Genomic DNA, 22,656 nt, shown 5'->3' on the forward strand with positions numbered 1-22,656 from the left:
CGCCCGCCGGCTTATACTCCGCCGAGGTCCGTGATGCAGAGGCTCCCCCTTCCCTTCCTCGCGCTCGCCCTTCTCGCACCTGCTTCCTGCGGTTACGAGGAGCCGGACATGCCCTCCCAGGACACGCTCTACGACGAGCCGTGGAGGCCGAACGACTTCTTCCTGCAGGGCTCGGGCGGGCACGTCGTCAACGCGACGATCGGCGAGGGGACGGCGATCGGGCCGGTCGTCAACGTCGGCCTCTACGCCGAGGACGACGGCAAGGTCCTGCGCGGCCTCGTGCTCGGCAAAACGCTGAGCGCCTCCGTCCGCGGCTCCGAGGTCGTTGGGCTCTGGAGCGCCGAGCCGCTCCGGCTCCGCGTGACGCGCATGGAAAAGCGGCAGCACGTCGAGGGCCTGCTCCGCGGCCGCATCACCGATCTCTGGATCGGGCCCGAGGCGATCACGGGGACCGTCGGCCTCTGCGGGTTCGATCTCGCGAGGCGCGGGCACATTTACGAAGGGTCGCTACGTTGTGGAGGTTCGATGGAGCTCGTGAGCGTCCGAATCCCCGAGACGTTCGCGAGCTGGGGCGAAACCGCCTCGGCCGCGATGGTGGCCATGCTCCTGACGGGTTGAGCGCCTGCACATCATTCGTATTCGACGCCTGGGGTAGCCCCCTCGCCCGAAATTCTTTTGTGCGCCCCCTTCCGGACGCGCGAGGGATGCTTACGTTCCGTAACCCCGGCGAGCATCACCCTCCGCCGCGTCTTTCGCCGGGCTGGACGCGGGCCTGGAGACCACATTGAACAAACTGAGGATCGCGGGCCCCGCGAAGGAGCCCGCACGCAAGCGTCGTCCGCGTACGCCCAAGGGCCCCACGCCCCCGGCGCCGCGCGCGGCTCCGATCCAGGACGCGACCGATCTCTACCTGCGTGGACTCGAAGCAAGCCAGCCGCTCACGCGCGAGGCCGAAGCCGAGCTCGGGCGTCGTATCACCTTTGCCGAGCGCGACGCGCTGTCCGCGCTCGTCCGCTCCCCGGCCAGCATCCACGCGCTTGCCGCGATTGCGGAGGAAATTCGGTCTGGCCAGACGAACCCGCGGGACCTCCTCCTGAACGGCGAGGCCCCGGACGCGGCGGACACCACGAGGCGCCTCGTCGACGCACTCGAACGAGCACACGTGCTCGCCTCTGAATCGGGAAACGACGCTGCATTGCCCGCGGATCTCGCGGATGCGTTCGACACGCTGCGGGTCGACCCGACGCTCGTCGAGCGGCTCGATCAGGCGCTCGCCGCACGCGCGAAGGCCACCTCGGCCGACGAGCAGGCTTGCATCGAGGAGGCGCGTGATCGTTCGGCCAAGGCGCGGGCGCGGGCGGCGCACGAGAAGGGCGAGCTCGTCCGGGCAAACCTGCGCCTCGTGGTCGCGACGGCGCGCCATTATGGAAACCGCGGCGTCCCCCTGCTCGATCTCGTGCAGGAGGGGAACCTCGGCCTCATCCGGGCCGCCGACAAGTTCGACTATGCGCGCGGCTATCGGTTCGGTACCTATGCGGCGTGGTGGATCCGGCAATCGATCGAGCGTGCGCTCCTTTATCAGGGCAAGGACGTTCGCATGCCGGTACACCTCACGGCGAGCCGGCGGCGGGTGCTCGGCGCGGAGCGGGCACTCTCGCAGAAAAACGCGCGATTGCCCTCGCAGGAGGAGATTGCGGAGAGCTCGGGCGTGCCGCTCGACAAGGTCCAGGCGGTCCGCGCGCTCTCGCTCACGCCGGTCAGCCTCGACGCGCCCATGGGCGACGAGGGCGATTTCCGCTTCGGCGACACGCTCGCCAGCGAAACGGACGCGCCCGACGAGGCGCTCGTGCGCAGCCGCATGCGCGAGGCCGCGAGCGCGATGCTGGAGACGCTCACGCCCCGCGAGCGCGAGGTCTTGAAGCTTCGTTATGGCCTGACGGGCGAGGACGACCATACCTTGGAGCAGATCGGCCGCTCGTTCTCGCTGAGCCGCGAGCGAATTCGGCAGATCGAATCGAAGGCGCTGCAGAAGCTCCGCACCTGGTCGGAGGAGCGGGGGCTCGGTTCTTATCTGGAAGGCTTGCGCTGAGGGCCGAGCTCGTCCATCGATGGCGAGGTCCATCGATGGACGCTCGGCCCCCCGCGCGGATGGCTTCTCGGTGGGCTTGATCCGTGGCAAGCTCCCCTTTCGCTTCCCTTCGAGCCCGATGCATACGCCCGACGTTTCCTTTCTTTCGCGCACCTTTCGGATCGGCCCTCATCAGGCGAGGTTCGAGCCGCCTGCGCTCCTCATCATCGAAGTGATGGGTCCCGTCTCGAAGACGGACGCGTCGGCCATCAAGGACCTGCTCCACCAGGTCGGCGACCGGGTAGGCAGCCCCTACGACCTCCTGGCCGAGGTGAGCCGAATGGGGAGCTTCGAGCCGCATGCACGCGCGGTCTTCCGGCAGGTCGAACGCAAGTATCCATTGCGGCGCGTCGCCATTGCCGGCCCGAGCTTCACCACGCGCGCGCTCCTCGAGATGGTCGAGCGCGCCGGTCGCGTGCTCTTTTCTCATTTTTTCGAGTATACGGTCGGATTCTTCGCGAATATTGAGGAGGCGCGCCGCTGGCTCGCCGAGCCGCCGCCGCGCGCTTGAGCGTCAGCCCTTCGAACGCAGACGCACGCCCATGCTGACGATCTTGCGGAACGCGTCCGGCAAAGCGCGCTTCACCCTCCAGAGCCAGCGCGCGTCGGCCATTGGCACCGCATAAAGCTCGTCGCGCTCCACGGCCACGAGCGCCGCGACGACGACCTCCTCGACGGGCCGGCCGCCCGCCATGAGTTCGTCCGCCATCTTGCGAGTCTCCTGATCTGCGAAGCGCCCCGAATTCACGATGTCCGTCTTGAAAAACGTCGGACACAGAACGGTCACGCCCACGCCCGTATCGTCGAGCTCCACGGCCAGGGTCTCCGAAATCGCGATGACGCCCGCTTTCGCGGCGTTGTAGGCGGCCATGCGCGGCGCGCAGAGAAGACCGGCGGCGGAGGCGACATTGAGGATATGGCCGGCCCCCTGCTTTTTCATGCGGGGAACGAAGACGTGGCAGCCGTGGATCACGCCGAAGAGGTCGACCTCGATCGTCCAGCGCCAATCCGTGAGCGAGAGATCTCCGACGAGCCCGCCACTGCTGACGCCGGCGTTGTTGACGAGGAGGTCGACGGGTCCCTCGCAGGCATTCGCGAGCGCCTCCACCTCCTCGATTTTCGTCACGTCGCAGCCGAGCGCCTTCACCCCCGCGGCGCCGCGCGCGAGGGCGAGGCGCGCCGTCTCCTCCGCCGCGCCCGGGTTGATGTCGGAGAGCACGAGCCGCGCGCCGCGCGCCGCGAGCTCGAACGCGAGCGCGCGACCGAAGCCGCCCCCTGCCCCGGTGATGACGCTGCATCCCGATGATCGAAGTCCCATGAAGTTCTCCTCTTCCTCGTCTCCAGGCCCGCATCAAAGCCCGACAAGCGCCGATCCGTCAATGGCACTCACGCCATCGGGACCACTTCGTAAGGCGCGGGATCGAAGCGCCGCGTCTTCAGGCGAAACTCGAAGGTGAAGCCGGGCCAGAGCGTCGTGTTCTTGCCGCTCCGGGTCTGATACCAGCTCACGCATCCGGTCGACCAGACGGTGCGGGGAAAACGCGCCTGGAGCTTGCGGTTCTCCAGGCTTTGCGCCTCGGGACGCACGTCGACGAACTTCCACCGCCGCGCCTGCATGGCCTCGATGCAGCTCATGACGTAGGCCGCCTGCGATTCGATCATGAACACCATGGAGCTATGGCCGAGGCCGACGTTTGGCCCGACGATCAGGAAGAAATTGGGAAACCCCGCGATCGTCGTCCCGCGATAGGCCTCGGGCCCGTCGCGCCACGCGTCGTTCAAATCGCGCCCGCCCCGCCCGCGGATTGCGAACGGCGCCACGGCCTCCGCGGCCTGGAACCCGGTCGCGAGGATGAGCGTATCGACCTCACGAAAAACCCCGTCGCTCGTCCGGACGCCCTCGGCCTCGATCGCCTCGATCGGCTCGGTGACGAGCTCGACGTTCGGCCGGAGCAGCGCCGGGTAATAATCGTTCGAGAGCAGGACGCGCTTGCAGCCCATGGTGTACGCAGGCGTGAGTTTCTCCCGCAAAACCGGATCCGGCACGCTGTTCGCGAGGTACGCCCGCGCGAGCCGCTCGGCGAGCTTCATGATACGCGGCTCGGCGACGAACCCGAGCGCGAAGAGCTCGTGCCACCAGTATTGACGCAGGCGGGCAAGCCGCTGGAGGAGCGGCACGCGGGCGAACCATTCGCGCTCGGCCTCCGAGATCGCGCGATCACGCTTCGGCAGGATCCACGGCGGCGTGCGCTGGAAGAGGTGGAGACGCCCGACCTTCGACGCGATGGCCGGCACGATCTGGATTGCGCTCGCCCCGGTGCCGATGACCGCCACCGTCTTGCCTTCGAGATCCGCGGAATCGTCCCAGCGCGCCGAATGAAAGGTTTTTCCGCCGAACGTGCCGAGGCCCGGGATGTCGGGCAGCGCCGGCCGGTTGAGGCCACCACAAGCCGAGACGAGCACACGCGCCGTCGTCGTGCGACCGTCGCTCGTCTCGACCCGCCAGATCCCTTCCCGCTCGTCGAACGTGGCGCCTCGGACCTCGGTGTTCAGGCGGATGTGGGGGAGCAATCCGTACTTCTGGGCGCAGGATTCGAGGTAGGAAAGGATCTCGGCCTGCGGCGCGAACATGCGTGTCCAGCGCGGGTTCGGCTCGAACGAGAACGAGTAGAGGTGCGATTCGACGTCGCACGCCGCGCCCGGGTAATGGTTGTCGCGCCAGGTGCCGCCGACACGCCCCGCCTGCTCGAAGATCGTGAAGTCGTGGATGCCGGCCTGCTTCAGCCGGATCGCCATGGCGAGGCCCGCAAAGCCGCTGCCGACGATGACGATGGGCGTGACCGAGCCCGAAACGCGCGTGCGCTGCATGGCTGTTGACTCCGGTTCAGTAGTGAAGTCGAAGATACCGGCTGTTGAACCGAAGTCAACAACAAACCGGACGATTGAACATCCCGGGCGGCGGGGGTATAGGCACGCCTCATGAAGAGCCGAGCAAGGCCGAGGCCCGCGGCAGGGCCCCCGGCGGAGGCCGAAAAAGGGCCCGCCGCGCGCGCTCGACTGGAGGTCGACGAGCGACGCGCCCAGCTCCTCGCGCTCGGCCTGTCGATCTTCAGCGAGCGCTCCTACGACGAGGTGTCGATCGACGACATCGCACGCGCCGCCGGGATCTCGAAAGGCCTGCTTTATTATTATTTTCCGACGAAGCGCGATTTTTACGTGGCGGCCCTGCGCGCGGCGTCGACGGAGCTGCTCGACGCGACCCTCGGCACGGCCAAGGACGCCTCGCCCGAAGAGGAAGTCGAGCGGGGCGTGCGGACCTACCTCGCGTACGTGGAGCGACGCGGCGCCGCGTACGTCGCCCTCATGCGGGGCGGAATCGGCTCGGATCCGGAGGTCGCGGCGGTGCTGGAGGAGACCCGCACGATCTTCCTCGGCCGCATCGTCGCGGCCCTGCCCCCCGAGGCCATGGGCCCGCTCGTCCACACGGCGATGCGCGGCTGGATCGGCTTCGTCGAGGCCGCGTCGATCGACTGGGTGGCGCGCAGGTCCGTGCCGATCGAGCAGATCGTCACGCTCGCGAAGGTGCTGCTCTTCGACGCGCTCCGCGCCGCGACAGAGTTTTCCCTGACGAACGAGCCCGCCCCGCCGAAGAAAAAGCGTCCCGCGAAGGCGCGCTGATCAGAGGGAGTTCCACAGGCGTCGCGAGCGGCTCGAGGCTAGGGAGGCCGAGCGAGGCGTACACTGTACGTCGAGCGAGGCCGACCGACGCATCGAGCCGCGCAGCAGCCTGTGGAACTCCCTCTCAGAGCCAGGCCGCCGCGAGCGAGCGTGCGCGGATGTTCTCGGGCACCTCGTGGAGGTAATGCGAGCGCAGCGCCGCGTCCGGGATCTCCGCGGCGCGCGCCTCGATCCGGCCCATGACGTCGCGCAGGGCCCGCGACGCCTCCTCCATCTCGCCCTGCTCGGCGCACGCCTCGGCCATGACGAGCCGCGCCTCGATCTCGACGTACCCGCCGCCGTCCCGGCCGAGCGCCGCGCCGATCTCCCGAGCGAGCGCGCGCGCCTCGGACGCCTTTCGCAAAAGGACGAGGCAACGCACGAGGAGCGTCGTGATCCAGAGCTTGCGCAAAGGGACCCGCGCGCAAAGGGCGAGGGCCGCGCGCGCCTCGCGGGCGGCGTCCTCGTAGGCGCCGCGGTGGAGGAGGATCTGCGCCCGGATGCCGCGCGCCCAGCCGCGATACCCGTCGCTCACGCCCGAGGCCGAAAGCACACGCTCGGCGATGGCCTCCGCCTCGGCCCATTTCGTGTCCTCGCCGAAGCCGACGAGCAGCGCCGCGAGGTGGAGCTCCGATTGCAGGAGGGCAAACGGTCCCCGAATGCGGCGCGCGAGATCGACGGCGGACCGGAGCGCGCGCTCGCCGGCCGCGCGCTCGCCGAGCTCGCCGAGGGCCTGGCCGAGCCGGTTCAGCGCGGTGATGTGGTTTCTGGCATCGCCGATGGATTCGAACGCGGAGACGGCCCTCCGCGTGAGCTCGAGCTGGCGAAACGGGGCGCGCTCGAAGGCGCGGAGCTCGTCGCTCTCCCCGATCGCCAGGGAGCCGACGACGTCGAGGTCGAGCGCAGGCATCGACGCCGCGAGCCGTTCGGCGCGGTCGAGCAAGGCGCGGCAAAGCGCGCGCCGTCCGTACGACGTGAGCAGGGAGGCGGCGAGCGGGGCCCAGAGCAGGTAATCGCGACGCGCGTCGGGCTCGGGCTCGAAGTCGATGAAGCGGCTGCCGATGCGGAGGAAATCGTCCTCTGCGCCCACGACGAGCGACGCCCACGTGCCGTGGAAGAGGAGCAAGCACTCCCAGCGGCTGCCGCGCGCGACGAGCGGCAGCGCCGAGACGCTCGTCCGGTGCGCGGGTTCGAGCTCCGAGCGCCAGCAATGCGCCATCGCGCAGAGCGTCTGCAGGTTGCCGAGGACCTCGCCCGCGGCGCCGCACGCGATCCCGCGCTGCGCGCAGACAAGCGCGCCGGAAAAGTCGTCGCGGTCAAACGACTGGCTGCCCGCGCGGAGGTAATGAACCGCGGCGTTCTCGGGGTCGTGGCCGCGCTGAAAATGTTCGGCGAGGACGAGCGCATCGGGCTCGCCGGCGCGCTTCAGCCACTCCCCGGCGAGCCGATGGCCGAGGTGCCGATCCTGATCGGTGAGCATGGCGTACGCGCCCTCGCGGATGATCGCGTGGCGGAACGCGTACTCCTCCTGCCCGGCGAAACGCGAATGGAGACGCCGCGTGACGAGCTCTCGCGCGCAGAGCTCCGAGAGCGACGCGGCGAGTGGCATGCCGTCGCCGAGCAGCTCGCAGATGCCGCTCTCCCAGAACACCTCGCCGAAGATGCTCGCGGCCCGCAGCAACCGGCGCGATTCGGGCGCGAGCGCGGAGAGGCGCGCCTCGACCATGCCGAGCACCGTATCCGGCAGCTCGCCGCCCCGACCGTCGGCGACCGCGCGGATGAGCTCTTCCAGAAAAAACGCATTTCCCTCGGCGCGCTCGACGAGCGCCGCGCCGCGTTCGGCCGCGACGTCGCCGCCGAGCACGGCCGACACGAGCTCCGTCGCGGCGCGCTTCGGCAAGGGACCGAGCCGGATCTCGTGCACGTTCCGGCCCGACCAGAGGCGCGGGAAGACCTCGTGCACCGCGGGCCGCGCGAACGCGAGCACGACGAACGGCACGTCGGTGACGTCCCGCAGCACGGCGTCGAGGACCTTGAGCGAGGGCGCGTCTCCCCAGTGCAGATCTTCGAGTACCACGAGGATCGGCCGCGTGGCCCCGACCGTCGCCGTGAGCTCGCGGTAGGCCGACTCGATCTGATCGGCCATGAGCTGCGGGTTCTGACGCGCCGCGCGCAGGCGTGGGCTGCCCTCGTCGGGGAACGGCGCGCCCGCGAGCTCGCCGAGGAACTCCATGATCGTGCGTTGCTCCGCCGCGTCCGAGAAGACCGACGTGAGCAGCTCGATCTTGCGGCGCTGCGCCTCGATCGGCTCGCCCGCCGAGATCTGCAGGATCTCGCGCAGCGCGCCCGCGAGCAGCGAGAAGGCCGATCCGGCGCCGATCGCGTCGGGCCGCGCGATCGTGCAAGCGACGCTCGTGTGGCGCTCCTTGATGACCCGCAAGAGCTCCTGCCGCAGGCGCGACTTGCCCATCCCCGGAGGCGCCGTCACCAGCACGGCCGAGGGGCGCCGCTCCTCGAAGCTCTCGGCCACGAGGTCGAGGATGTTCCGGAGCTCGCGCTCGCGGCCCACGAAAGGGCTCGGCCTGCCGAGGAGCGTGCGGCTCTCCTGCCCCGTCCGGCGCTCGCCACGCAGCGCGATCCGTCCCTCCTGCTCGACCAACTCGAAGCGCGCGTCGAGCAGCGCGCGCGTGTTGTCGTCGATCCGAACGGGCGCGCCCTCCTGCTTCTCGGAAAGCGCTTCGTCGAGCAGCGCCGCCGCGCGTTCGAGCGCCTCGCCGACGGGCAAGCGGTTCGTGGACTCGCCGCGCCCCGTCACGAGCACGACGGCCGCCTCGGGCGCCGCGAGCTTGATCCACATGGCGCAACGCGCCGCGTTCGCCGCTTGATCCACCACGCTGCCCTCGCCGAGCAGCACGGCCACGACCGCGCCGGAGGAGAGCTCCAGGGCCCGCGCGCCGAGCGGCGTGACCACGCGCCGCACCGCGGCCACGAGATCCCGCGGCACTTCGCGATCGAGCGGCGGCGCGACCGCCACAATCGAGACGAGCCGCCGCTCCGTGCCCGTCAGCGACGCCCGCGGAGGCTCACCCGTGGAGACGGGCGGCCTCGCGGTCAGGTCGATGCGATCGAGGAGCACGCGCACCGCCGCGCCGTCTTCGGGGCGGCTCTCCGGGTCCTTGGAGAGCAAACGATGAACGAGCGCCGTGAGCGGCTCCGGCGCGTCGGGGCGCAGATCCCGGAGCCGCGCGGGATCCTCGAGCAGGAGCTTCGCGAGCAGGGCCATCGGGTGCGCGCCCTGAAACGCGGGTTTTCCGGCCAAACACTCGTACAGGACACACCCGAGGGCGAACAAGTCCGCCCGCGCGTCGGCGTCGCGGTCGCCGCGCGCCTGCTCCGGCGCCATGTATCCGGGCGTCCCCAGGATCGATCCCGTCCGGGTGAGCGCGCCCGTCACGCCGCTCTGCGCGATGCCGAAATCGACGATCTTCAAACGATCGGCCGAGCCGCCCACGAGAAACAGGTTGCTCGGCTTCACGTCCCGGTGGACGATCCGCCGCGCGTGCGCCGCGCCGAGCGCCTCGGCGACGTGGCGGGCGAGGGACAAACTCTCCTCGATGGAAAGCGCGCCTCGCTCGAGGCGCGCGAGCAGGCTCTCGCCTTCGAGCCATTCCATCGCGAGATAAGGTTCGCCCGAGGAGGCAATGCCATGGGCCACGTAGCGCACGACGTGCGGGTGCTCGAACGTCGAGAGGATACGCGCCTCCTTTAGGAAACGCGTCGCCGACTCTCCCTCGGGATCACGCAAGACCTTGAGCGCGACGGGCATGCCCGTGCTCTGGTCGACGGCGCGCCACACCGTCCCCATCCCTCCGGATCCGGCCCGCGTTCCGAGCACGAACCGTTCGTCGAGCACCTCACCGGATCGCATTTGGATTCAGGATACCCTGGAGAACCGGAGCCCACAAGCATGCTCGCCGGGCGACGAAACGAAGTTTTCTCTTTCGATTCGAGGCTCGGGCGCGTACCTTCGCGCCATTCAGACATTTCCCGTCGGGGAAGCCCGCCGCGCGACCGGGACGTTTACGGCAGGCTCGCCATTTCAATCGGCTTGCGGCAGGACGCGAATCCGCCCGCGCAATGCCCCGACTGGAACATGGGCCCGCGCGGCGCGCTCGTGCCCGGCCAAAAGCCCGCCGCGCCCCATCGTCCGTCGAAGCGGAATGCCCGCCCCGCGAGCGCGCTCTCGGGCACGTCGTCGAGCCGCGAGAGCCCGCCGCCTTCCCAGGTCCGCCAGGGCCGATCGCCGCACGTCGCGAGCTCGTCGCACGACGAGGCGGCCGATTCGAACCATGCGAGGTCCGAGCGGTTGGCGTAGGTCGCGTGGGTCCCGCGCGCGGACAGGACGACCGGGTGCTCGCCCTCCTTGCGGAGCCGGGACCACGTGAAAAAGGGCCCGGGATTGTTGTCCTCGTGCCGGGCGAGGTACGCCCCGAGCGGGAGGCCCTCCTCGTCGAGGCGCACGGTCATGTGCTCCCAGTCGCTCTCGTGCTTGAAAAAAAGCGGCCCGTCGTTGTACGGGTAATAAAACCAGTATTCGACGTGAATTCCGCCGCTCGCCCGCGGGTAGACGTTGACGTACGTCACCCAGTCCTCGGGCCGCTCGCTCCCCTTGCGCACGTCGTCATCGAACGCCCTGCGTGCGCGGCGCACGCGCGCGGCTCCCTCCACGAAATCGGACTTTTCCATGACCCAGGGAACCGACGCCGGGAGCGCGCGATCCTCGCGATCGAGGAGGACAATCGGAGCGAACGTACGAGCGAGCTCGGCCTCGCGCTCGTCGGAAAGCCCGTCGCCGTCCTTGTCCCCCGACGCGAGCGGCGGGGGCGGCGTGCCGACGGCCGCGTACACCGGATCCATCCACGCCTCGCGCAAATCACGCGCGTGCCCACTGCCCAGCTCGATACCGGCGAGAGCGAGAAAAAGGACGGATACGGACGCGAGCCGAGGATGACGACGCGCCCTCCGGGGCGAGAAAACAAGCGGGACGAACGGCATGCAGCGGGCAACCTTTGCACGCCCCCCACCCTCGCCGCAAGACCGGCCTGGACGTTATTGCGAACGAACTGCACGTTTCCGTTTTAATGCTCGGGCCGCTCGTCTGGCGGCTGCGGTGCTCTCCATAGAAGTGGAACGACCGCGCCCACCGCCACATAAACGGCCTCGAGCGCGTGCCCGAGGAGCGCGATGGCGAGCGCCTGCGGCAGGGTCGCGCCGAGCACGTCGGCGCTCCACGCGAACGCCCCCTCGCTCACGCCCACCTGCGCCGGGACGAACGCGCCCACGGCGAGCGCGACCATGCTCGCCCCCTGGGCGACGAGCGCGCGCGAAACGCTCGTCGCCGCGCCCACCGCGCGGGCCAGGATTGCATATTGCGCGACCTGGAGCGCCCGACCGAGGAGCATCGCGGCGATCGGCCCCGGCGGAAGGAGGCTCGTCTCGCAGGCGCGCGCCTGAAAAGCCTGGACATGCGCGCCTGCTAGCCCGGACAAACGGCCGGCGAGCGAGCCGAGCCACGGCGCGCGCATGGCCATCCGGATCCCCGTCCCCGCCGCGAAGAGCAGCGCGGAATGAAGGACGAGCGCCATCGTGATCGGCGAGGCCCCCGAGAGCGCATACGCCGCGACCGCGCAGGGCACCGAAATGATCCCGCTGCTCACGAGCGTCACGGCTTGCCCCGTCGCGGCCGCCGCCGTGGCCGCTGTTGGGCCCGCCCACGGCGCGAGCAATGCCGCCTTCGTCGCCTCGGCCGCTGTGCGCCCGGCGGGCGCGATCGACGAGACGGCCCGCGCCACGAGCGCCGCGCGCGTAAGGACCCGGGCCGGCAGGAGCCTCCGAGCGGTCGGGCCATAGGCTGCATATGTCGCGACCGCGTCCGTCCCGATGCGCGCCCCTTCGAGGAGCACGACGAGCGGCAGCCATGGCGCCGCGTCGCGCAGAATCTGGCAAAGCGTCCCCACGCCCACCTGCCGCACGAGGGAGACGACGACCCCGATCCCGAGGGCCGCGAACGCGAGGCGCACGCCCCAGCGAAGCGCCGCGCCCCAGGCCCTTCGCTCCAGCATTTCGTGTCGCTCCACGTTTCCCCCGCGAAACCAGGCGAGGCGCTCGCGCGGCCTCGTCCTTGGCTCTCGCCACGGACGTGCCAGCGCGGCTTGCCCTCGTCATCGCGACGAAATCGGAAATGGCGCGACAAACGAAAAAACAGCGCGCAACGTGGGGTTCCGGGAGGCCCCACGCTGCGCGCCCCATGGGAATTCGATCAGGCGGAGGTTTCAGCGGCCCTGGCCACCCGTCCGTCCGCCCTGCTACTGCTGGCCGCCTTGCGTGCCCTGCTGCTGGCCACCTTGCACACCAGGCTTTTCGCCGATCAGGATCCGCGTCACGTGCAGATAGGCCTGCGCGCCGGTCAGCTCATTGGCCTCCTGGGAAGACAGTCCCCATTGCTGCTGCGCGAGCTGCGTGCTCGGCGACTGCCGGATCTCGCCCACCAGCGCGACCTGATCCCCCTTTTGCAGCTTGTGCTGGCCCTGCAGCAGCGCGCTCCGGGCCTGGTCGTCCAGGTAGACCGGCACCGTCCGCTCAGCGCTCGGGCCGACCCAGAAGACTCGATCGTTCGAGACCTTCTGCACCTGCGCCCCGACGAGGTCGACCTGCCGATTGAAGAGCGTCGGGCGGTCGGGCGTGACGAGCACGATCGTCAAATCACGAATGGGCTCCGGCGCGGGCTGCGCTTGCTGCTGCCCGGCGGCAGGGGGCGTCCCCGGCTGCTGGACCGCCGCCCCTTCGCCGCCCTTACGCACCTCAGCCCCGGCTTGACCGCCGCGGTCGCGCTCCTGGCAGCCCGCCACGGCGAGCGCCGCGAAGAGGCCGGCCACGCTCACGAAACGAAAAGATCTGCGCATCGCGCTCCTCCCGTCGTTCATTGCAGAGCTCCTCTCGCCCTCGATTTCCGCCGAGGACGCCGCCCCCATTTCGCTGCAAGTCCCGATCCGAGAAGGCCGCTTCGATCGCCGAACACGCCCGGCCGGGGTGAGGTCTCTTCCTTGCATTCTACGCCTCGGACCCGACGCCCTAGAGCGCCGAACAGTTCGGCGCTCTGCGAGATCGCGAAGCGGTTCTCGCCTCGGGGGATGAATCGGCCGGGCTTTGCCCGGACGAGAGGGGGACGCGAGGCGTCCCCCTCGGGACAGGAGCGCGCATGCAATCGAAGACACCCAGGCTCGACGACATCCACGGCATTCCCGCACGGGCGCGCAAGATGAAGCCGCTCAACGTGGGCCCGAACGAGCGCGTCGTTTCCGTGGCGATCGGCGGCGGTCTCGTCGCCTGGGCGCTCTGGCGCAGGGGCGCGCTCGGCCTCCTCGCGGGCGTGTTCGGCGGCGCGCTCGCCAATCGCGGCGTCCGCGGCCATTGCCCGGCCTACGAGGCCCTCGGGCTGAGCTCGCGCAATGCCCCGAAGCCCATGCCCATGCCCCTCATCCCGGCCGAAAAACTCACCCGCATCGAGCGCACCGTCACCGTCGCCCGCCCGGCGAACGAGGTATACGCGTTCTTGCGGGATCCGGCCCACGTCCCCCATTTCGCGCCGCACGTCGAGGGCGTGGAAGACCTCGGCGAGGGACGCATCCGTGTATGGACCGCCCTGAATGGCGAGCGGTCCTCGTGGGAGGCCCATATCGATCTGGATCACGAGGCCCGGGCCATCGTGCTCGGCCACGCCGAAGGGCCGCCGGAGCGGCTTGCGATTCTGCTCGGCGACGCCCCCGGCGGTCGCGGGACCGAAATACGGCTCGTGCTCGAGCTCTCGAAGACACGCGGACTTCTGCTCCGCGCCCTCGCCGCGGTGGCGGGCGCGGATCCGGACGCGTGGGCCCGCGCCGGTTTGCGCCGCCTGAAGATGCTGCTCGAGGCCGGCGAAATCGTGACGACCGAGGGACAACCCTCCGGCCGGTTCCTCCCCGTGACGCGCGCAGCGGCATGAGCCGGGACAAACGAACGACGAAGGGAGAACGACCATGCAGGCGCTCTGTTATCAAGGCGTGAACCGCGTCGGGATCGAAACCGTCCCCGATCCCGAGATCCTCGGCCCCCACGACGCCATCCTGCGCGTCACCATGTCGAGCGTGTGCGGCTCGGATCTGCACCTGCTCGACGGATACGTGCCCACGATGCGGCAGGGCGACATCATCGGCCACGAGTTCATCGGCGAGGTCGTCGAGGTCGCGACCGACGTGAAAAAACTCCGCCCCGGCATGCGCGTCGTCGTAGGCTCGATCATCGGCTGCGGCCATTGCTTCTTCTGCCAGAGCGAGCAGTACTCGCTCTGCGACAACACGAACCCGAACCCCGAGATCACCGACAAACTCTTCGGCTACCCGACCGCGGGCATCTATGGCTACTCGCACGCCTTCGGCGGCTTCGCGGGCAGCCACGCGACCTACGTGCGCGTGCCGTTCGCCGACACGAATGCCTTCGAGGTGCCCGACGGCCTGCCCGACGAGCGTGCCCTCTTCGCCTCGGACGCCCTGCCCACGGGGTACATGGGCGCCGACCTCTGCAACATCCAGCGCGGCGACGTCGTGGCCGTCTGGGGATGCGGCGGCGTGGGGCAGATGGCAATTCTCAGCGCGTATTTGCTCGGGGCCGAGCGGGTCATCGCGATCGACCGCTTTCCCGAGCGGCTCGCCATGGCCCGGGACCGGGCGGGCGCGGAGATCCTCGATTACGAGCAGGTCGACGTGCGCGAGGCCCTGCGCGAGATGACCGGCGGCCGCGGCCCCGACGCGTGCATCGATTGCGTCGGCATGGAGGCGCACGGGACGGGCATCGATTACGCCTACGACCGGGTCAAGCAGGCCGTTCGCCTGGAGACTGACCGGCCGACGGTCCTGCGCCAGGCGATCCTCGCGTGCCGGAAAGGCGGCACCGTCTCGATCATGGGCGTCTACGGCGGATTCGTGGACAAATTCCCCATGGGCGCCGCGATGAACAAGGGGCTCACGCTGAAGATGGGCCAGCAGCACGGCCAGCGGTACATCCCGCGGCTGCTCGAGCACATCCGCAAAGGCGAGCTCGACCCGAGTTATCTCATCACCCACCGCGCCCGCCTCGCGGACGGGCAAGAGGCCTACGACACCTTCAAGGAAAAACGGGACGGTTGCATGCGCGTCGTCTTCACGCCCGAGGCCTGATCAGTCGTCGAGACAGGCATTGAAGGCGGCGCTGCAACCCTCGCCGGGGTCGAGCACGCAATTGACGCACGGCTGCGAGGGATCGCTGCCCAGACAGATGGTCGCGGTGCAGACGGCCGCGCACGGCCCCGCGCACATGCACCCGAGGAGCGTGTCGTGCAGCGACTGAGACTCGGGGCAAAAGGGAAGCTCGGGGTGCATGTCCGAGAGGAAGTTCGAGCAGGTCTTGCAGAAACCGCCGCAGGGCATGAAATCGTCCGCGGTCCCATTACAATCTTCGTCGAGGCCATTGTCGCAGATCTCGGCGGAGGGCACCGCCTCGCCCTCACACGCGCCGGGCGTGCCGCTCTCCGTACAGACCCGGACGCCGGCGTGGCAGACCCCCACGCCGTTCGTATTCGGCGGGCCCGTGTAACAAGACTCCGCCACCTCGCCGGGCGTACACGGCGGCGAACCGCCGCTGCCGCCCTCGCCGGTCGCATCCACGACGACCTTCGCGCCACAGGCCGACCCGACGAGGCAAAGGAACACGAAGCCCAACCAAGAGACCGTTCGCATGGGACGTACCTCTAAAACGGCCTCCCCCCACCTGTCATCTTTCCATCGCCCACGATGATGCGATGCGTCATCGTGACATTGCAGCCTCGCAACGACGGCGGCCGCCTTTTTCCCCGCTGCAAGGGTGGTCACGCCGATTCCCACGCCACAACTCCATGAAAAGATTCGGTTCCGGCGAGCGAAGCCGGCTGGATCGCTCGTTGCAAAGAGGATCGCGGAATCGGTCGTACCGCGGAGCTGCGTCATGAGCAAATCGTCGTCATTCGAAGAGCGGTTCGGGTCGCACCGCATGCGTTTCGAGGCTCCGGACGAGATCTGCACCGTGCTCGACGGCCCGCTCACCGTCGACGAGGCCGAGGGGATCATCGGCCGGATCTACGAGCTCGGCCGGAAATACGGCCCCCTGCTCTCGATGCTCGACGTCTCGCGGTATCAGACCTCGGGCGACCGCGTGCGGCAAGTCTTCTTGCGGGGCGGAGGCGACCTCATTCCGGTCCGCGCCGGCGTCATTTTCGGCGCCTCGTTCCCCATCCGCATCGCGATGTCGATGGTCCTCACCGCCGGCGCCCACATCCTGCCGACCCGTTTCTCCTTCCCGGTGACATTCACGCCGACCGAGGCAGAGGCCCGCGCGTGGCTCGCCTCCCACCGCCCCGCCAATTCGGTGCGCGGCAGCGCTCTCTTGCCCACCGGCACCTGAAACGGCAAACGGCGCGCCGCGCCCCGTCCGTCACGGCGCAGGCGGCAGCGCAAGGAATTCACTCCCCGCACCACGCGAATTCCCAGCACCTCGGCCATTCTCGACGCCATCCTTCGTCACGACGACCGCGAGCTGGGTCGCGTTGGCGAGCTCGATGCCGCGCTCGTCGAAGACCTCTTTGGTGAACTTGCGCAGGATCCGCGGAATCGGGTCCGGATCGCCGGGCGTGAGCTTGACGGCGACACGAACCACGATGCCGGTCTGGGCGATCTGCGTGACGCCTCGAACGACGAGCGGATCGAGCACGCGACTCCGGTGCGCCTCCTCGAGGCGCTTGCCCGCCTCTTTCAACGCATCGAACACCTCGTTCAGGTTCGCGTCGAGGCCAACGACGATGTCCACCACGGCGTGGACGTACTCGCGTGAAAAGTTGATGATCGTGCCGATGTCGCCATTGCGAAACGTGAACATTCGCCCGAAGCCGTCCCGGATCATGGTGACCCGGAGCTGGACCGAGTCGACGACGCCTTCGCAGTCGCCGATCCGCACGTAATCGCCCTTGAGCAAGTGCCCCTCGAACAGGATGAAGAATCCGCTCACCATGTCGTTGACGAGCTTCTGGGCCCCGAGCCCCACCGCCAGCCCCACGATGCCGGCGCCGGCCAGGAATGGCTTCGTGTCGATCCCGACCTGATCCATCATGATCAGGCACGCGCCGAAATAAATCACGTAGGTGATGACGCTCTGGAGAAGATACACCAGCGTCACGCGGTGCTTCGAGGTCTCGTCCTCCGCGCTCTTTTTCCCCGCGAATGCCTCGACGAGGACCACGCGTATGAGCTCGGCCAGCACGCGGGCCGCAAAGAAGGTCCCGAGGAGCCGGATGATACGAGGGCCATAAGGCGCGAACGCTTCGAGCGTCTGGAATTGCCGAACGACGAGGGTCGCCGCCGCGAGGTGGATGATGGCCTCGAGGATCCGCTTCGCCAGCGGCGAGAGCTTGCGGATGCTCGCGTAATAGACGCCGAACGCCGACTTTTCGAGGCGCGTGGCGCCGACGTGGTCGAGCCCTTCGAGGCTCAGGACGCCAAGCACCGAGACCGCCCGCGCGACGCATACGACGAGCAGCACGTAAAGGATCGTGTCGAGCAGCCAGTGGACGCTCGACGGCAGGCCGAGCGAAGCACTGCCGAGGCGGTGCAGACCATACAGGAACGCGACGTTCCCGAGGCCCCCGGTCCGCTCTCGGAAAAGCGTGATTTCCTCTTTCTGGCTCTGGAGGGCTGCGACCGAACGGAGCCGCGCTTCGATGCGGTCGAGCAGCGACTTGAAGAAGACACGGAGGGCGAGCCAGCCGATGCCGATCGCGACGACGATCCCGACGCCACGGAGTAGATCCTGGCCCGTGCGGACGCTCGCGTATTCGACGAGCCGATTCGCCCACGGGTGAAGATCGATATCGCGGATGATCGCAATGGCGAGCGTCGCACAGCCCGCCACCACGACGAGTAGCGACAGGACCGTCGCCACGAGGCGCAGCGACTTCTGCACCTGCTCGGCGGCGCTCTCGACGGTCTTCGAGCGAACCGACTGCGTGGCCTGGCGGACGACCCACCGCAAGAACACGGTCAAGGCGAGCGGCGCGAGGAGCAGGATCGTGGTGGCGACGACGGTCAGCGCGACGTTGTTCGAAACCGTGTCGGGAGAAAAACGGGGCAACGGCATGTCATGTACCTCGTGACGTCGTGCTGCTACGCGGGAGCGCGATACCTACCGATCGAAGGGTGGTTGCCAGCACGGCGCTCTGGAGGGGGCATCCCCCCACGCCACTCTACACGAGGCCCCGGGAAAAAGAACGGTCCGCGGGACAACCCCCGCAGACCTCCTTGCCACCCCGCGCGGGCGTGGAAAGATGCCCCGCATGACCCTACGTCACCTCCTGCTCCTTCCGCTCTTCCTCCTCGCCTGCAACAAGGAAGCCCCGGCCCCGGCGCCGGAGGCGAAGGCCCCGGAAGGGAAAACCCCCGCGGCCGCGGCGGCCTCGGACAAACCGGCAGCGGGCGCCGAGGTCGGCAAACCCGCCCCCGATTTCACGCTCACCGACTACGAGGGCAAGACCCACCACCTCGCCGACTACCGCGGCAAGATCGTGGTCCTCGAGTGGTTCAACCCCGACTGCCCGTTCGTCAAGGCGTCGCACACGAAAGGCTCGCTCAAGGGATACTCCAAGCGCGCCGTCGAGAAGGGCGTCGTCTGGCTCGGCATCAACTCGTCGGCCCCGGGCAAGCAGGGGCACGGCCCGGAGCGCGTCGCCGAGGGGCGAAAATCGTTTGGCATGGAAAACCCCGTGCTCGCGGACGAGACGGGCAAGGTCGGACACCAGTACGGCGCGACGAACACCCCGCACATGTTCGTGATCGACGCGCAGGGCACACTCGTCTACCGCGGCGCCATCGACAACTCGCCCGACGGCGAGGGCGAGTCGCCGAAGGACGGCAAGCTCGTGAACTACGTCGACGCGGCCCTCGAAGACCTCGCCGCCGGTAAGCCGGTGCGCACCCCCGACACCCGCGCGTACGGCTGCAGCGTCAAGTACGGCTCGTAAGCCCCCCGCCATTGTCCGGACCGCATGACCTCGGGTAGTCTCGACGGCATGTCGAAGTCCACGCCGCCGGACGGGCCTTCCCCTTCCGCCATCGACGACGCCGTCACGGTACCGCGCGCAGAGCGGGCGGCGGCCGCGAGCGGCGAGCCGAGCGCCATGCTGATCTCGTCCTCGGCGCTTGAAGAGCGCGGGCAAGGCTCGCTCCTCCAGGACGAGCTCGCGTCGCTCGTGGGAAAGCTCATCTCGGATCGCTACGTCGTGCACGAGCTCATCGGGCACGGCGGCATGGGGGCGGTCTACCGCGGCGAGCAGGTGCACCTGCGCAAGCGTGTGGCCATCAAGGTCCTCCGGCCGGACATGGCGCGGATGATCGAGCTCTCGGTCCGGTTCGAGCGCGAGGCCATCGCGGGCGCGCACGTGAGCCATCCGAACGTCGTCGCGGCCACCGATTTCGGCAAGCTCGACGACGGCTCGCAGTTCTTGATCCTGGAGTACGTCGAGGGCACGCCGCTGAAGGACCTCATCGAACAGGGCCCGATGCCCCTCGATCGGGCCCTCGCCATCAGCCGGCAGATCACAATGGCCCTCGGGGCGGTGCACGAGAAGAGCATCGTGCATCGCGACGTGAAGCCCCAGAACATCCTCGTCGACGCAAAAGGCACGGTCAAACTGCTCGATTTTGGCCTCGCCAAGGTGCGCGTCGAGCTGCTCTCGGATCAGGGTCGGAATGCGAAGCCGAGCCCGGCGCTGACGGGCGTGGGCATGGTCATGGGGACGTTCGCGTACATGGCGCCCGAGGCGGCGCGTGGCATGGAAGGCGTCGACGCCCGCTCGGATCTGTATGCGCTCGGCGTCGTGATGTACGAGATGCTCACGGGCAAACGCCCGTTCGAGGAGAGTGATCCGGGGCTTCACCTGAAGAAGATCCGCAGCGAGGATCCGCCGTCGATGCGGCAGCGCGCGCCGGAGATCACGGTGCCGACGCGGATCGAGGCGGTCGTGCTGCGGCTCCTCGCGCGGGAGCCGGATCGGCGGTTCGCCTCGGCGAACGAGGTGCTCGCGGCGCTCGACGAGGCGGCCGCGGCGCCCGAGAAGGAGCTGGAAAAAGCCCCCGAAATGGCGCCCGAGGCCGCGCCCACGAAGGCCGCTTCCGCCGGGCCGAAGCGCCTCGACAAACGCGCGCTCATCTTGGTTGCCGGGGGCCTCTCGGCGCTCGCGGTGCTGCTCCTCGTCGTGGTTCTCCTCCGCGGAGGATCCGAATCCCAGGAAACCTCGGCTCCCACGGCGAGCGCGGCGCCCGCGCCGAGCCCGACGACGGCCCCCGAGAGCGCGCCGACCGATATCGACGGCGCGGACGCGACGGAATGGGCCGAGCGGCTCCGACGGGCGGCGTCTCGCAAAGAATGGCGGCCGGGGGCCAAGGCGTTCCTCGCGCTCGCCAAGCTCGATCCGGCGCGGCTCACCGGCTCCGAGCTTCGCGGCGACGTGGCCACGGTCGTCGCGGGGATCGGCTTCGAGACGAGCTTCACCGAGTCGGATCAGGTCTTCGACGCGCTCGAAAACGAGCTCGGCAGCGGCGGCCTCGATGTCCTCTTCCACGTCGTGCGGACCCGCGGCGGCTCGAAGGCGAGCCGCAGGGCCCAGGACATCCTCGGAAAGCCCGGCATCCTGGACCGCGCCACACCCGCGCTGCGTGTCGCGTACGAGCTCCGCAAGTCTGCTTGTCCCGACAAGCGCGCGCTCTTTTCGCGCGCGGCCGAGGAGGGCGACGGGCGCGCCCTCGAGGAGCTCTTGATCGTGAAGGACGTTCCCTGCTCGGCCAAGCGGGATCCGTGTTGTTATCGGGAGGACGCGGAGCTGAAAGACGCGATCAGCAAGCTCCGGGCAAAACTCGGGGGCTGATCTCCACGGCTCAGGCGGTCTCGATGCGCGACACGAGCTCGAGCCCGAGCTCGCCCACGGCGAGCTCGCGCATCCGGAACTTTTGCACCTTCCCCGTCACCGTCATGGGGAACTCGTCCACGATCTTCCAGTAACGCGGAATCTTGAAGGTCGCGATTTTGCCTTTGCAAAATTCGACGAGCTCGGCCTCCGCCACCGCCTCGCCCGGCTTCGGCCGGACCCAGGCCATGATCTCCTCGCCGTATTTCGCGCTCGGCACGCCGATCACCTGCGCCTCGCTGACGCGCGGATGCAGGTGCAAGAACTCCTCGATCTCGCGCGGATACACGTTCTCGCCGCCGCGAATGATCATGTCCTTGATGCGGCCGACGATGTTCACGTATCCATCCGCGTCGATCGTCGCGAGGTCGCCGGTATGCATCCATCGGCCCGCGTCGATCGATGTGCGCGTGGCCTCCTCGTCGCCCCAGTAGCCGAGCATCACGCTGTAGCCGCGCGTGCAGAGCTCGCCGGCGACGCCGCGCGGCCGCACCGTGCCCGTCTTCGGATCGACGATCTTGACCTCCACGTGCGGATGCACGCGGCCCACGGTGCCGACGCGTTTGTCCTCGGGATCGTTTGTCGCGCTTTGCGTGGAGACGGGCGAGGTCTCGGTCATCCCGTAGCAGATCGTGACCTCCCGCATGTGCATCTGCGAGACCACGCGCCGCATCACCTCCACCGGGCACGGCGATCCCGCCATGATTCCCGTGCGCAGCGAGCGCAGATCGAACTCCTTGAACCGCGGATGATCGAGCTCCGCGATGAACATCGTCGGCACGCCGTAGAGCGACGTGCACTTCTCGGCCTCGACCGCCTCGAGCACCGCGAGCGGATCGAACGCCTCGCCCGGGATCACCATCGTGGACCCGTGCGACGTACACGCGAGGTTTCCCATGACCATGCCGAAGCAATGGTAAAACGGCACGGGAATGCAGACCCGGTCATCGGGACCGTAGCCGAGAGCCTCGCCCACGAAATACCCGTTGTTCAGCACGTTGTGGTGCGAGAGCGTCGCGCCCTTGGGAAAACCCGTCGTGCCCGAGGTGTACTGGATGTTGATCGGGTCGTCGAACGAGAGCTCGGCCTCGCGCTCGGCGAGCGCGTCGTCGCTCACGTGTCCGCCAGCCTCCACGATCATCTTCCAGTCGTCGTCGAGGATCAAGACGAGCCGGAGCTCCGAAAGGCGCGGGCGAACCTCCGCGATCATCTCCACGTAACTCGTCGCCCGGAACCGCCGCGCCGCGAACAGCACCGACACGCCCGATTTCCGCAATGCGTATTCGAGCTCCGCGGTCTTGTAGGCGGGATTGACGTTCACCAGAATGGCGCCGACGCGCGCCGCGGCGTACTGCAGGACGACCCATTCGAACCGGTTCGGCGACCAGAGTCCCACGCGATCGCCCCGCTTCACGCCGAACGCCACGAGCCCCCGCGCGACGCGCGTCGTCGCCTCCCAGAGCTCGCCGTACGTCATCCGCACGCCTTGCGAGCGGACGACGAGGGCCTCACGGTCCGGGTATCGCGTCGCCGTGCGGCGCAGATTTTCCCCGATGGTTTCGCCGAGCAGCGGCGTCGCGCTCGTGCCGTGGGTGTAGGAGAGAGCGGCGGTCATGGCGCGGCATCGTGGCACGACGCGGCCGCGCCCGGGAGATGAAACGAACGAGGACGGACGTCCGGGGCATATCTCGCGGGTTTCAGCGATGCTCGACGGTTGACGGGGCACACGGGGCCGCGGATGATGGGTGGGGGCACC

At 68.8% G+C, this 22,656-nt stretch carries 18 protein-coding genes; 9 read left to right on the plus strand and 9 right to left on the minus strand.

What is annotated here, in order from left to right; translation table 11 throughout:
- Window positions 1-33: 33 nt before the first annotated feature.
- From KEG57_RS44485 to KEG57_RS44495, 3 genes are all read left to right on the plus strand, one after another.
- Window positions 34-618 (plus strand): hypothetical protein, encoded by a 585-nt coding sequence (locus KEG57_RS44485; RefSeq protein ID WP_272424762.1) that lies wholly within the window; start codon window positions 34-36, stop codon window positions 616-618.
- Window positions 619-784: 166 nt separating this feature from the next.
- Window positions 785-2,089: a sigma-70 family RNA polymerase sigma factor gene (locus tag KEG57_RS44490; protein WP_272424761.1), complete on the plus strand. Its 1,305-nt coding sequence runs from the start codon at window positions 785-787 to the stop codon at window positions 2,087-2,089.
- A 118-nt stretch (window positions 2,090-2,207) separates the two neighbouring features.
- Entirely contained in the window at window positions 2,208-2,639 is a 432-nt protein-coding gene (locus KEG57_RS44495) for a SpoIIAA family protein (RefSeq protein WP_272424760.1), read from the plus strand.
- Window positions 2,640-2,642: 3 nt separating this feature from the next.
- Here the strand turns inward: KEG57_RS44495 and KEG57_RS44500 are convergent, their stop codons facing one another.
- Together KEG57_RS44500 and KEG57_RS44505 are read right to left on the minus strand one after the other, a co-directional pair.
- A complete protein-coding gene (locus KEG57_RS44500) occupies window positions 2,643-3,446 on the minus strand; it encodes an SDR family NAD(P)-dependent oxidoreductase (protein WP_272424758.1) in 804 nt (267 codons plus the stop codon).
- Window positions 3,447-3,514: 68 nt separating this feature from the next.
- The gene (locus KEG57_RS44505; RefSeq protein WP_272424756.1) at window positions 3,515-4,996 is read right to left on the minus strand and encodes a flavin-containing monooxygenase; all 1,482 of its coding nucleotides are present in this window, start codon (window positions 4,994-4,996) and stop codon (window positions 3,515-3,517) included.
- A gap of 111 nt (window positions 4,997-5,107) precedes the next feature.
- Between KEG57_RS44505 and KEG57_RS44510 the strand changes: the two genes are divergently transcribed.
- Entirely contained in the window at window positions 5,108-5,806 is a 699-nt protein-coding gene (locus KEG57_RS44510; protein ID WP_272424754.1) for a TetR/AcrR family transcriptional regulator, read from the plus strand.
- Window positions 5,807-5,930: 124 nt separating this feature from the next.
- Here the strand turns inward: KEG57_RS44510 and KEG57_RS44515 are convergent, their stop codons facing one another.
- The 4 genes from KEG57_RS44515 to KEG57_RS44530 form a co-directional block, all read right to left on the minus strand.
- Window positions 5,931-9,773: a serine/threonine-protein kinase gene (locus KEG57_RS44515; RefSeq protein ID WP_272424752.1), complete on the minus strand. Its 3,843-nt coding sequence runs from the start codon at window positions 9,771-9,773 to the stop codon at window positions 5,931-5,933.
- Between the two features lie 152 nt (window positions 9,774-9,925).
- Window positions 9,926-10,762 carry a hypothetical protein gene (locus tag KEG57_RS44520; protein ID WP_272424750.1) on the minus strand — a complete coding sequence of 279 codons (837 nt, stop codon included), beginning with the start codon at window positions 10,760-10,762 and terminating at the stop codon, window positions 9,926-9,928.
- 221 nt (window positions 10,763-10,983) lie between these two features.
- Window positions 10,984-11,967 carry a lysylphosphatidylglycerol synthase domain-containing protein gene (locus KEG57_RS44525; protein WP_272424749.1) on the minus strand — a complete coding sequence of 328 codons (984 nt, stop codon included), beginning with the start codon at window positions 11,965-11,967 and terminating at the stop codon, window positions 10,984-10,986.
- A gap of 243 nt (window positions 11,968-12,210) precedes the next feature.
- The gene (locus KEG57_RS44530; protein WP_272424748.1) at window positions 12,211-12,807 is read right to left on the minus strand and encodes a hypothetical protein; all 597 of its coding nucleotides are present in this window, start codon (window positions 12,805-12,807) and stop codon (window positions 12,211-12,213) included.
- A gap of 296 nt (window positions 12,808-13,103) precedes the next feature.
- On the opposite strand from KEG57_RS44530, the gene KEG57_RS44535 reads away from it, so the two are divergent.
- Both KEG57_RS44535 and KEG57_RS44540 read left to right on the plus strand, forming a co-directional pair.
- Complete coding sequence (locus tag KEG57_RS44535) at window positions 13,104-13,886, plus strand: YgaP-like transmembrane domain (protein ID WP_272424746.1); 783 nt, start codon at window positions 13,104-13,106, stop codon at window positions 13,884-13,886.
- Window positions 13,887-13,920: 34 nt separating this feature from the next.
- Window positions 13,921-15,096 carry a zinc-dependent alcohol dehydrogenase gene (locus KEG57_RS44540; protein WP_272424745.1) on the plus strand — a complete coding sequence of 392 codons (1,176 nt, stop codon included), beginning with the start codon at window positions 13,921-13,923 and terminating at the stop codon, window positions 15,094-15,096.
- Here KEG57_RS44540 and KEG57_RS44545 read toward each other — a convergent pair whose 3' ends face one another.
- The gene (locus tag KEG57_RS44545) at window positions 15,097-15,654 is read right to left on the minus strand and encodes a hypothetical protein (RefSeq protein ID WP_272424743.1); all 558 of its coding nucleotides are present in this window, start codon (window positions 15,652-15,654) and stop codon (window positions 15,097-15,099) included.
- 244 nt (window positions 15,655-15,898) lie between these two features.
- Between KEG57_RS44545 and KEG57_RS44550 the strand changes: the two genes are divergently transcribed.
- On the plus strand, window positions 15,899-16,354 hold the full coding sequence (locus KEG57_RS44550) for a hypothetical protein (protein ID WP_272424741.1): 456 nt from the start codon (window positions 15,899-15,901) through the stop codon (window positions 16,352-16,354).
- 30 nt (window positions 16,355-16,384) lie between these two features.
- On the opposite strand, the gene KEG57_RS44555 is transcribed toward KEG57_RS44550, so the two are convergent.
- Window positions 16,385-18,079: a mechanosensitive ion channel family protein gene (locus KEG57_RS44555; protein ID WP_272424739.1), complete on the minus strand. Its 1,695-nt coding sequence runs from the start codon at window positions 18,077-18,079 to the stop codon at window positions 16,385-16,387.
- A 196-nt stretch (window positions 18,080-18,275) separates the two neighbouring features.
- Between KEG57_RS44555 and KEG57_RS44560 the strand changes: the two genes are divergently transcribed.
- Both KEG57_RS44560 and KEG57_RS44565 read left to right on the plus strand, forming a co-directional pair.
- A complete protein-coding gene (locus KEG57_RS44560; protein WP_272424738.1) occupies window positions 18,276-18,959 on the plus strand; it encodes a thioredoxin family protein in 684 nt (227 codons plus the stop codon).
- Between the two features lie 48 nt (window positions 18,960-19,007).
- Window positions 19,008-20,861 (plus strand): serine/threonine-protein kinase, encoded by a 1,854-nt coding sequence (locus KEG57_RS44565; RefSeq protein ID WP_272424736.1) that lies wholly within the window; start codon window positions 19,008-19,010, stop codon window positions 20,859-20,861.
- A 10-nt stretch (window positions 20,862-20,871) separates the two neighbouring features.
- Here KEG57_RS44565 and KEG57_RS44570 read toward each other — a convergent pair whose 3' ends face one another.
- Window positions 20,872-22,515, minus strand: a complete 1,644-nt coding sequence (locus KEG57_RS44570) for an AMP-binding protein (RefSeq protein ID WP_272424734.1) — start codon at window positions 22,513-22,515, stop codon at window positions 20,872-20,874.
- Window positions 22,516-22,656: the final 141 nt, after the last annotated feature.

It is taken from the genome of Polyangium jinanense (assembly GCF_028435365.1).

Coding starts and splice junctions, on each gene's coding strand:
- KEG57_RS44485 (WP_272424762.1), top strand. CDS start 34: ATGCAGAGGCTCCCCCTTCCCTTCCTCGCGCTCGCCCTTCTCGCACCT.
- KEG57_RS44495 (WP_272424760.1), top strand. CDS start 2,208: ATGCATACGCCCGACGTTTCCTTTCTTTCGCGCACCTTTCGGATCGGC.
- KEG57_RS44500 (WP_272424758.1), bottom strand. CDS start 3,446: ATGGGACTTCGATCATCGGGATGCAGCGTCATCACCGGGGCAGGGGGC.
- KEG57_RS44505 (WP_272424756.1), bottom strand. CDS start 4,996: ATGCAGCGCACGCGCGTTTCGGGCTCGGTCACGCCCATCGTCATCGTC.
- KEG57_RS44510 (WP_272424754.1), top strand. CDS start 5,108: ATGAAGAGCCGAGCAAGGCCGAGGCCCGCGGCAGGGCCCCCGGCGGAG.
- KEG57_RS44515 (WP_272424752.1), bottom strand. CDS start 9,773: ATGCGATCCGGTGAGGTGCTCGACGAACGGTTCGTGCTCGGAACGCGG.
- KEG57_RS44520 (WP_272424750.1), bottom strand. CDS start 10,762: ATGGATCCGGTGTACGCGGCCGTCGGCACGCCGCCCCCGCCGCTCGCG.
- KEG57_RS44525 (WP_272424749.1), bottom strand. CDS start 11,967: ATGCTGGAGCGAAGGGCCTGGGGCGCGGCGCTTCGCTGGGGCGTGCGC.
- KEG57_RS44530 (WP_272424748.1), bottom strand. CDS start 12,807: ATGCGCAGATCTTTTCGTTTCGTGAGCGTGGCCGGCCTCTTCGCGGCG.
- KEG57_RS44535 (WP_272424746.1), top strand. CDS start 13,104: ATGCAATCGAAGACACCCAGGCTCGACGACATCCACGGCATTCCCGCA.
- KEG57_RS44540 (WP_272424745.1), top strand. CDS start 13,921: ATGCAGGCGCTCTGTTATCAAGGCGTGAACCGCGTCGGGATCGAAACC.
- KEG57_RS44545 (WP_272424743.1), bottom strand. CDS start 15,654: ATGCGAACGGTCTCTTGGTTGGGCTTCGTGTTCCTTTGCCTCGTCGGG.
- KEG57_RS44550 (WP_272424741.1), top strand. CDS start 15,899: ATGAGCAAATCGTCGTCATTCGAAGAGCGGTTCGGGTCGCACCGCATG.
- KEG57_RS44555 (WP_272424739.1), bottom strand. CDS start 18,079: ATGCCGTTGCCCCGTTTTTCTCCCGACACGGTTTCGAACAACGTCGCG.
- KEG57_RS44560 (WP_272424738.1), top strand. CDS start 18,276: ATGACCCTACGTCACCTCCTGCTCCTTCCGCTCTTCCTCCTCGCCTGC.
- KEG57_RS44565 (WP_272424736.1), top strand. CDS start 19,008: ATGTCGAAGTCCACGCCGCCGGACGGGCCTTCCCCTTCCGCCATCGAC.
- KEG57_RS44570 (WP_272424734.1), bottom strand. CDS start 22,515: ATGACCGCCGCTCTCTCCTACACCCACGGCACGAGCGCGACGCCGCTG.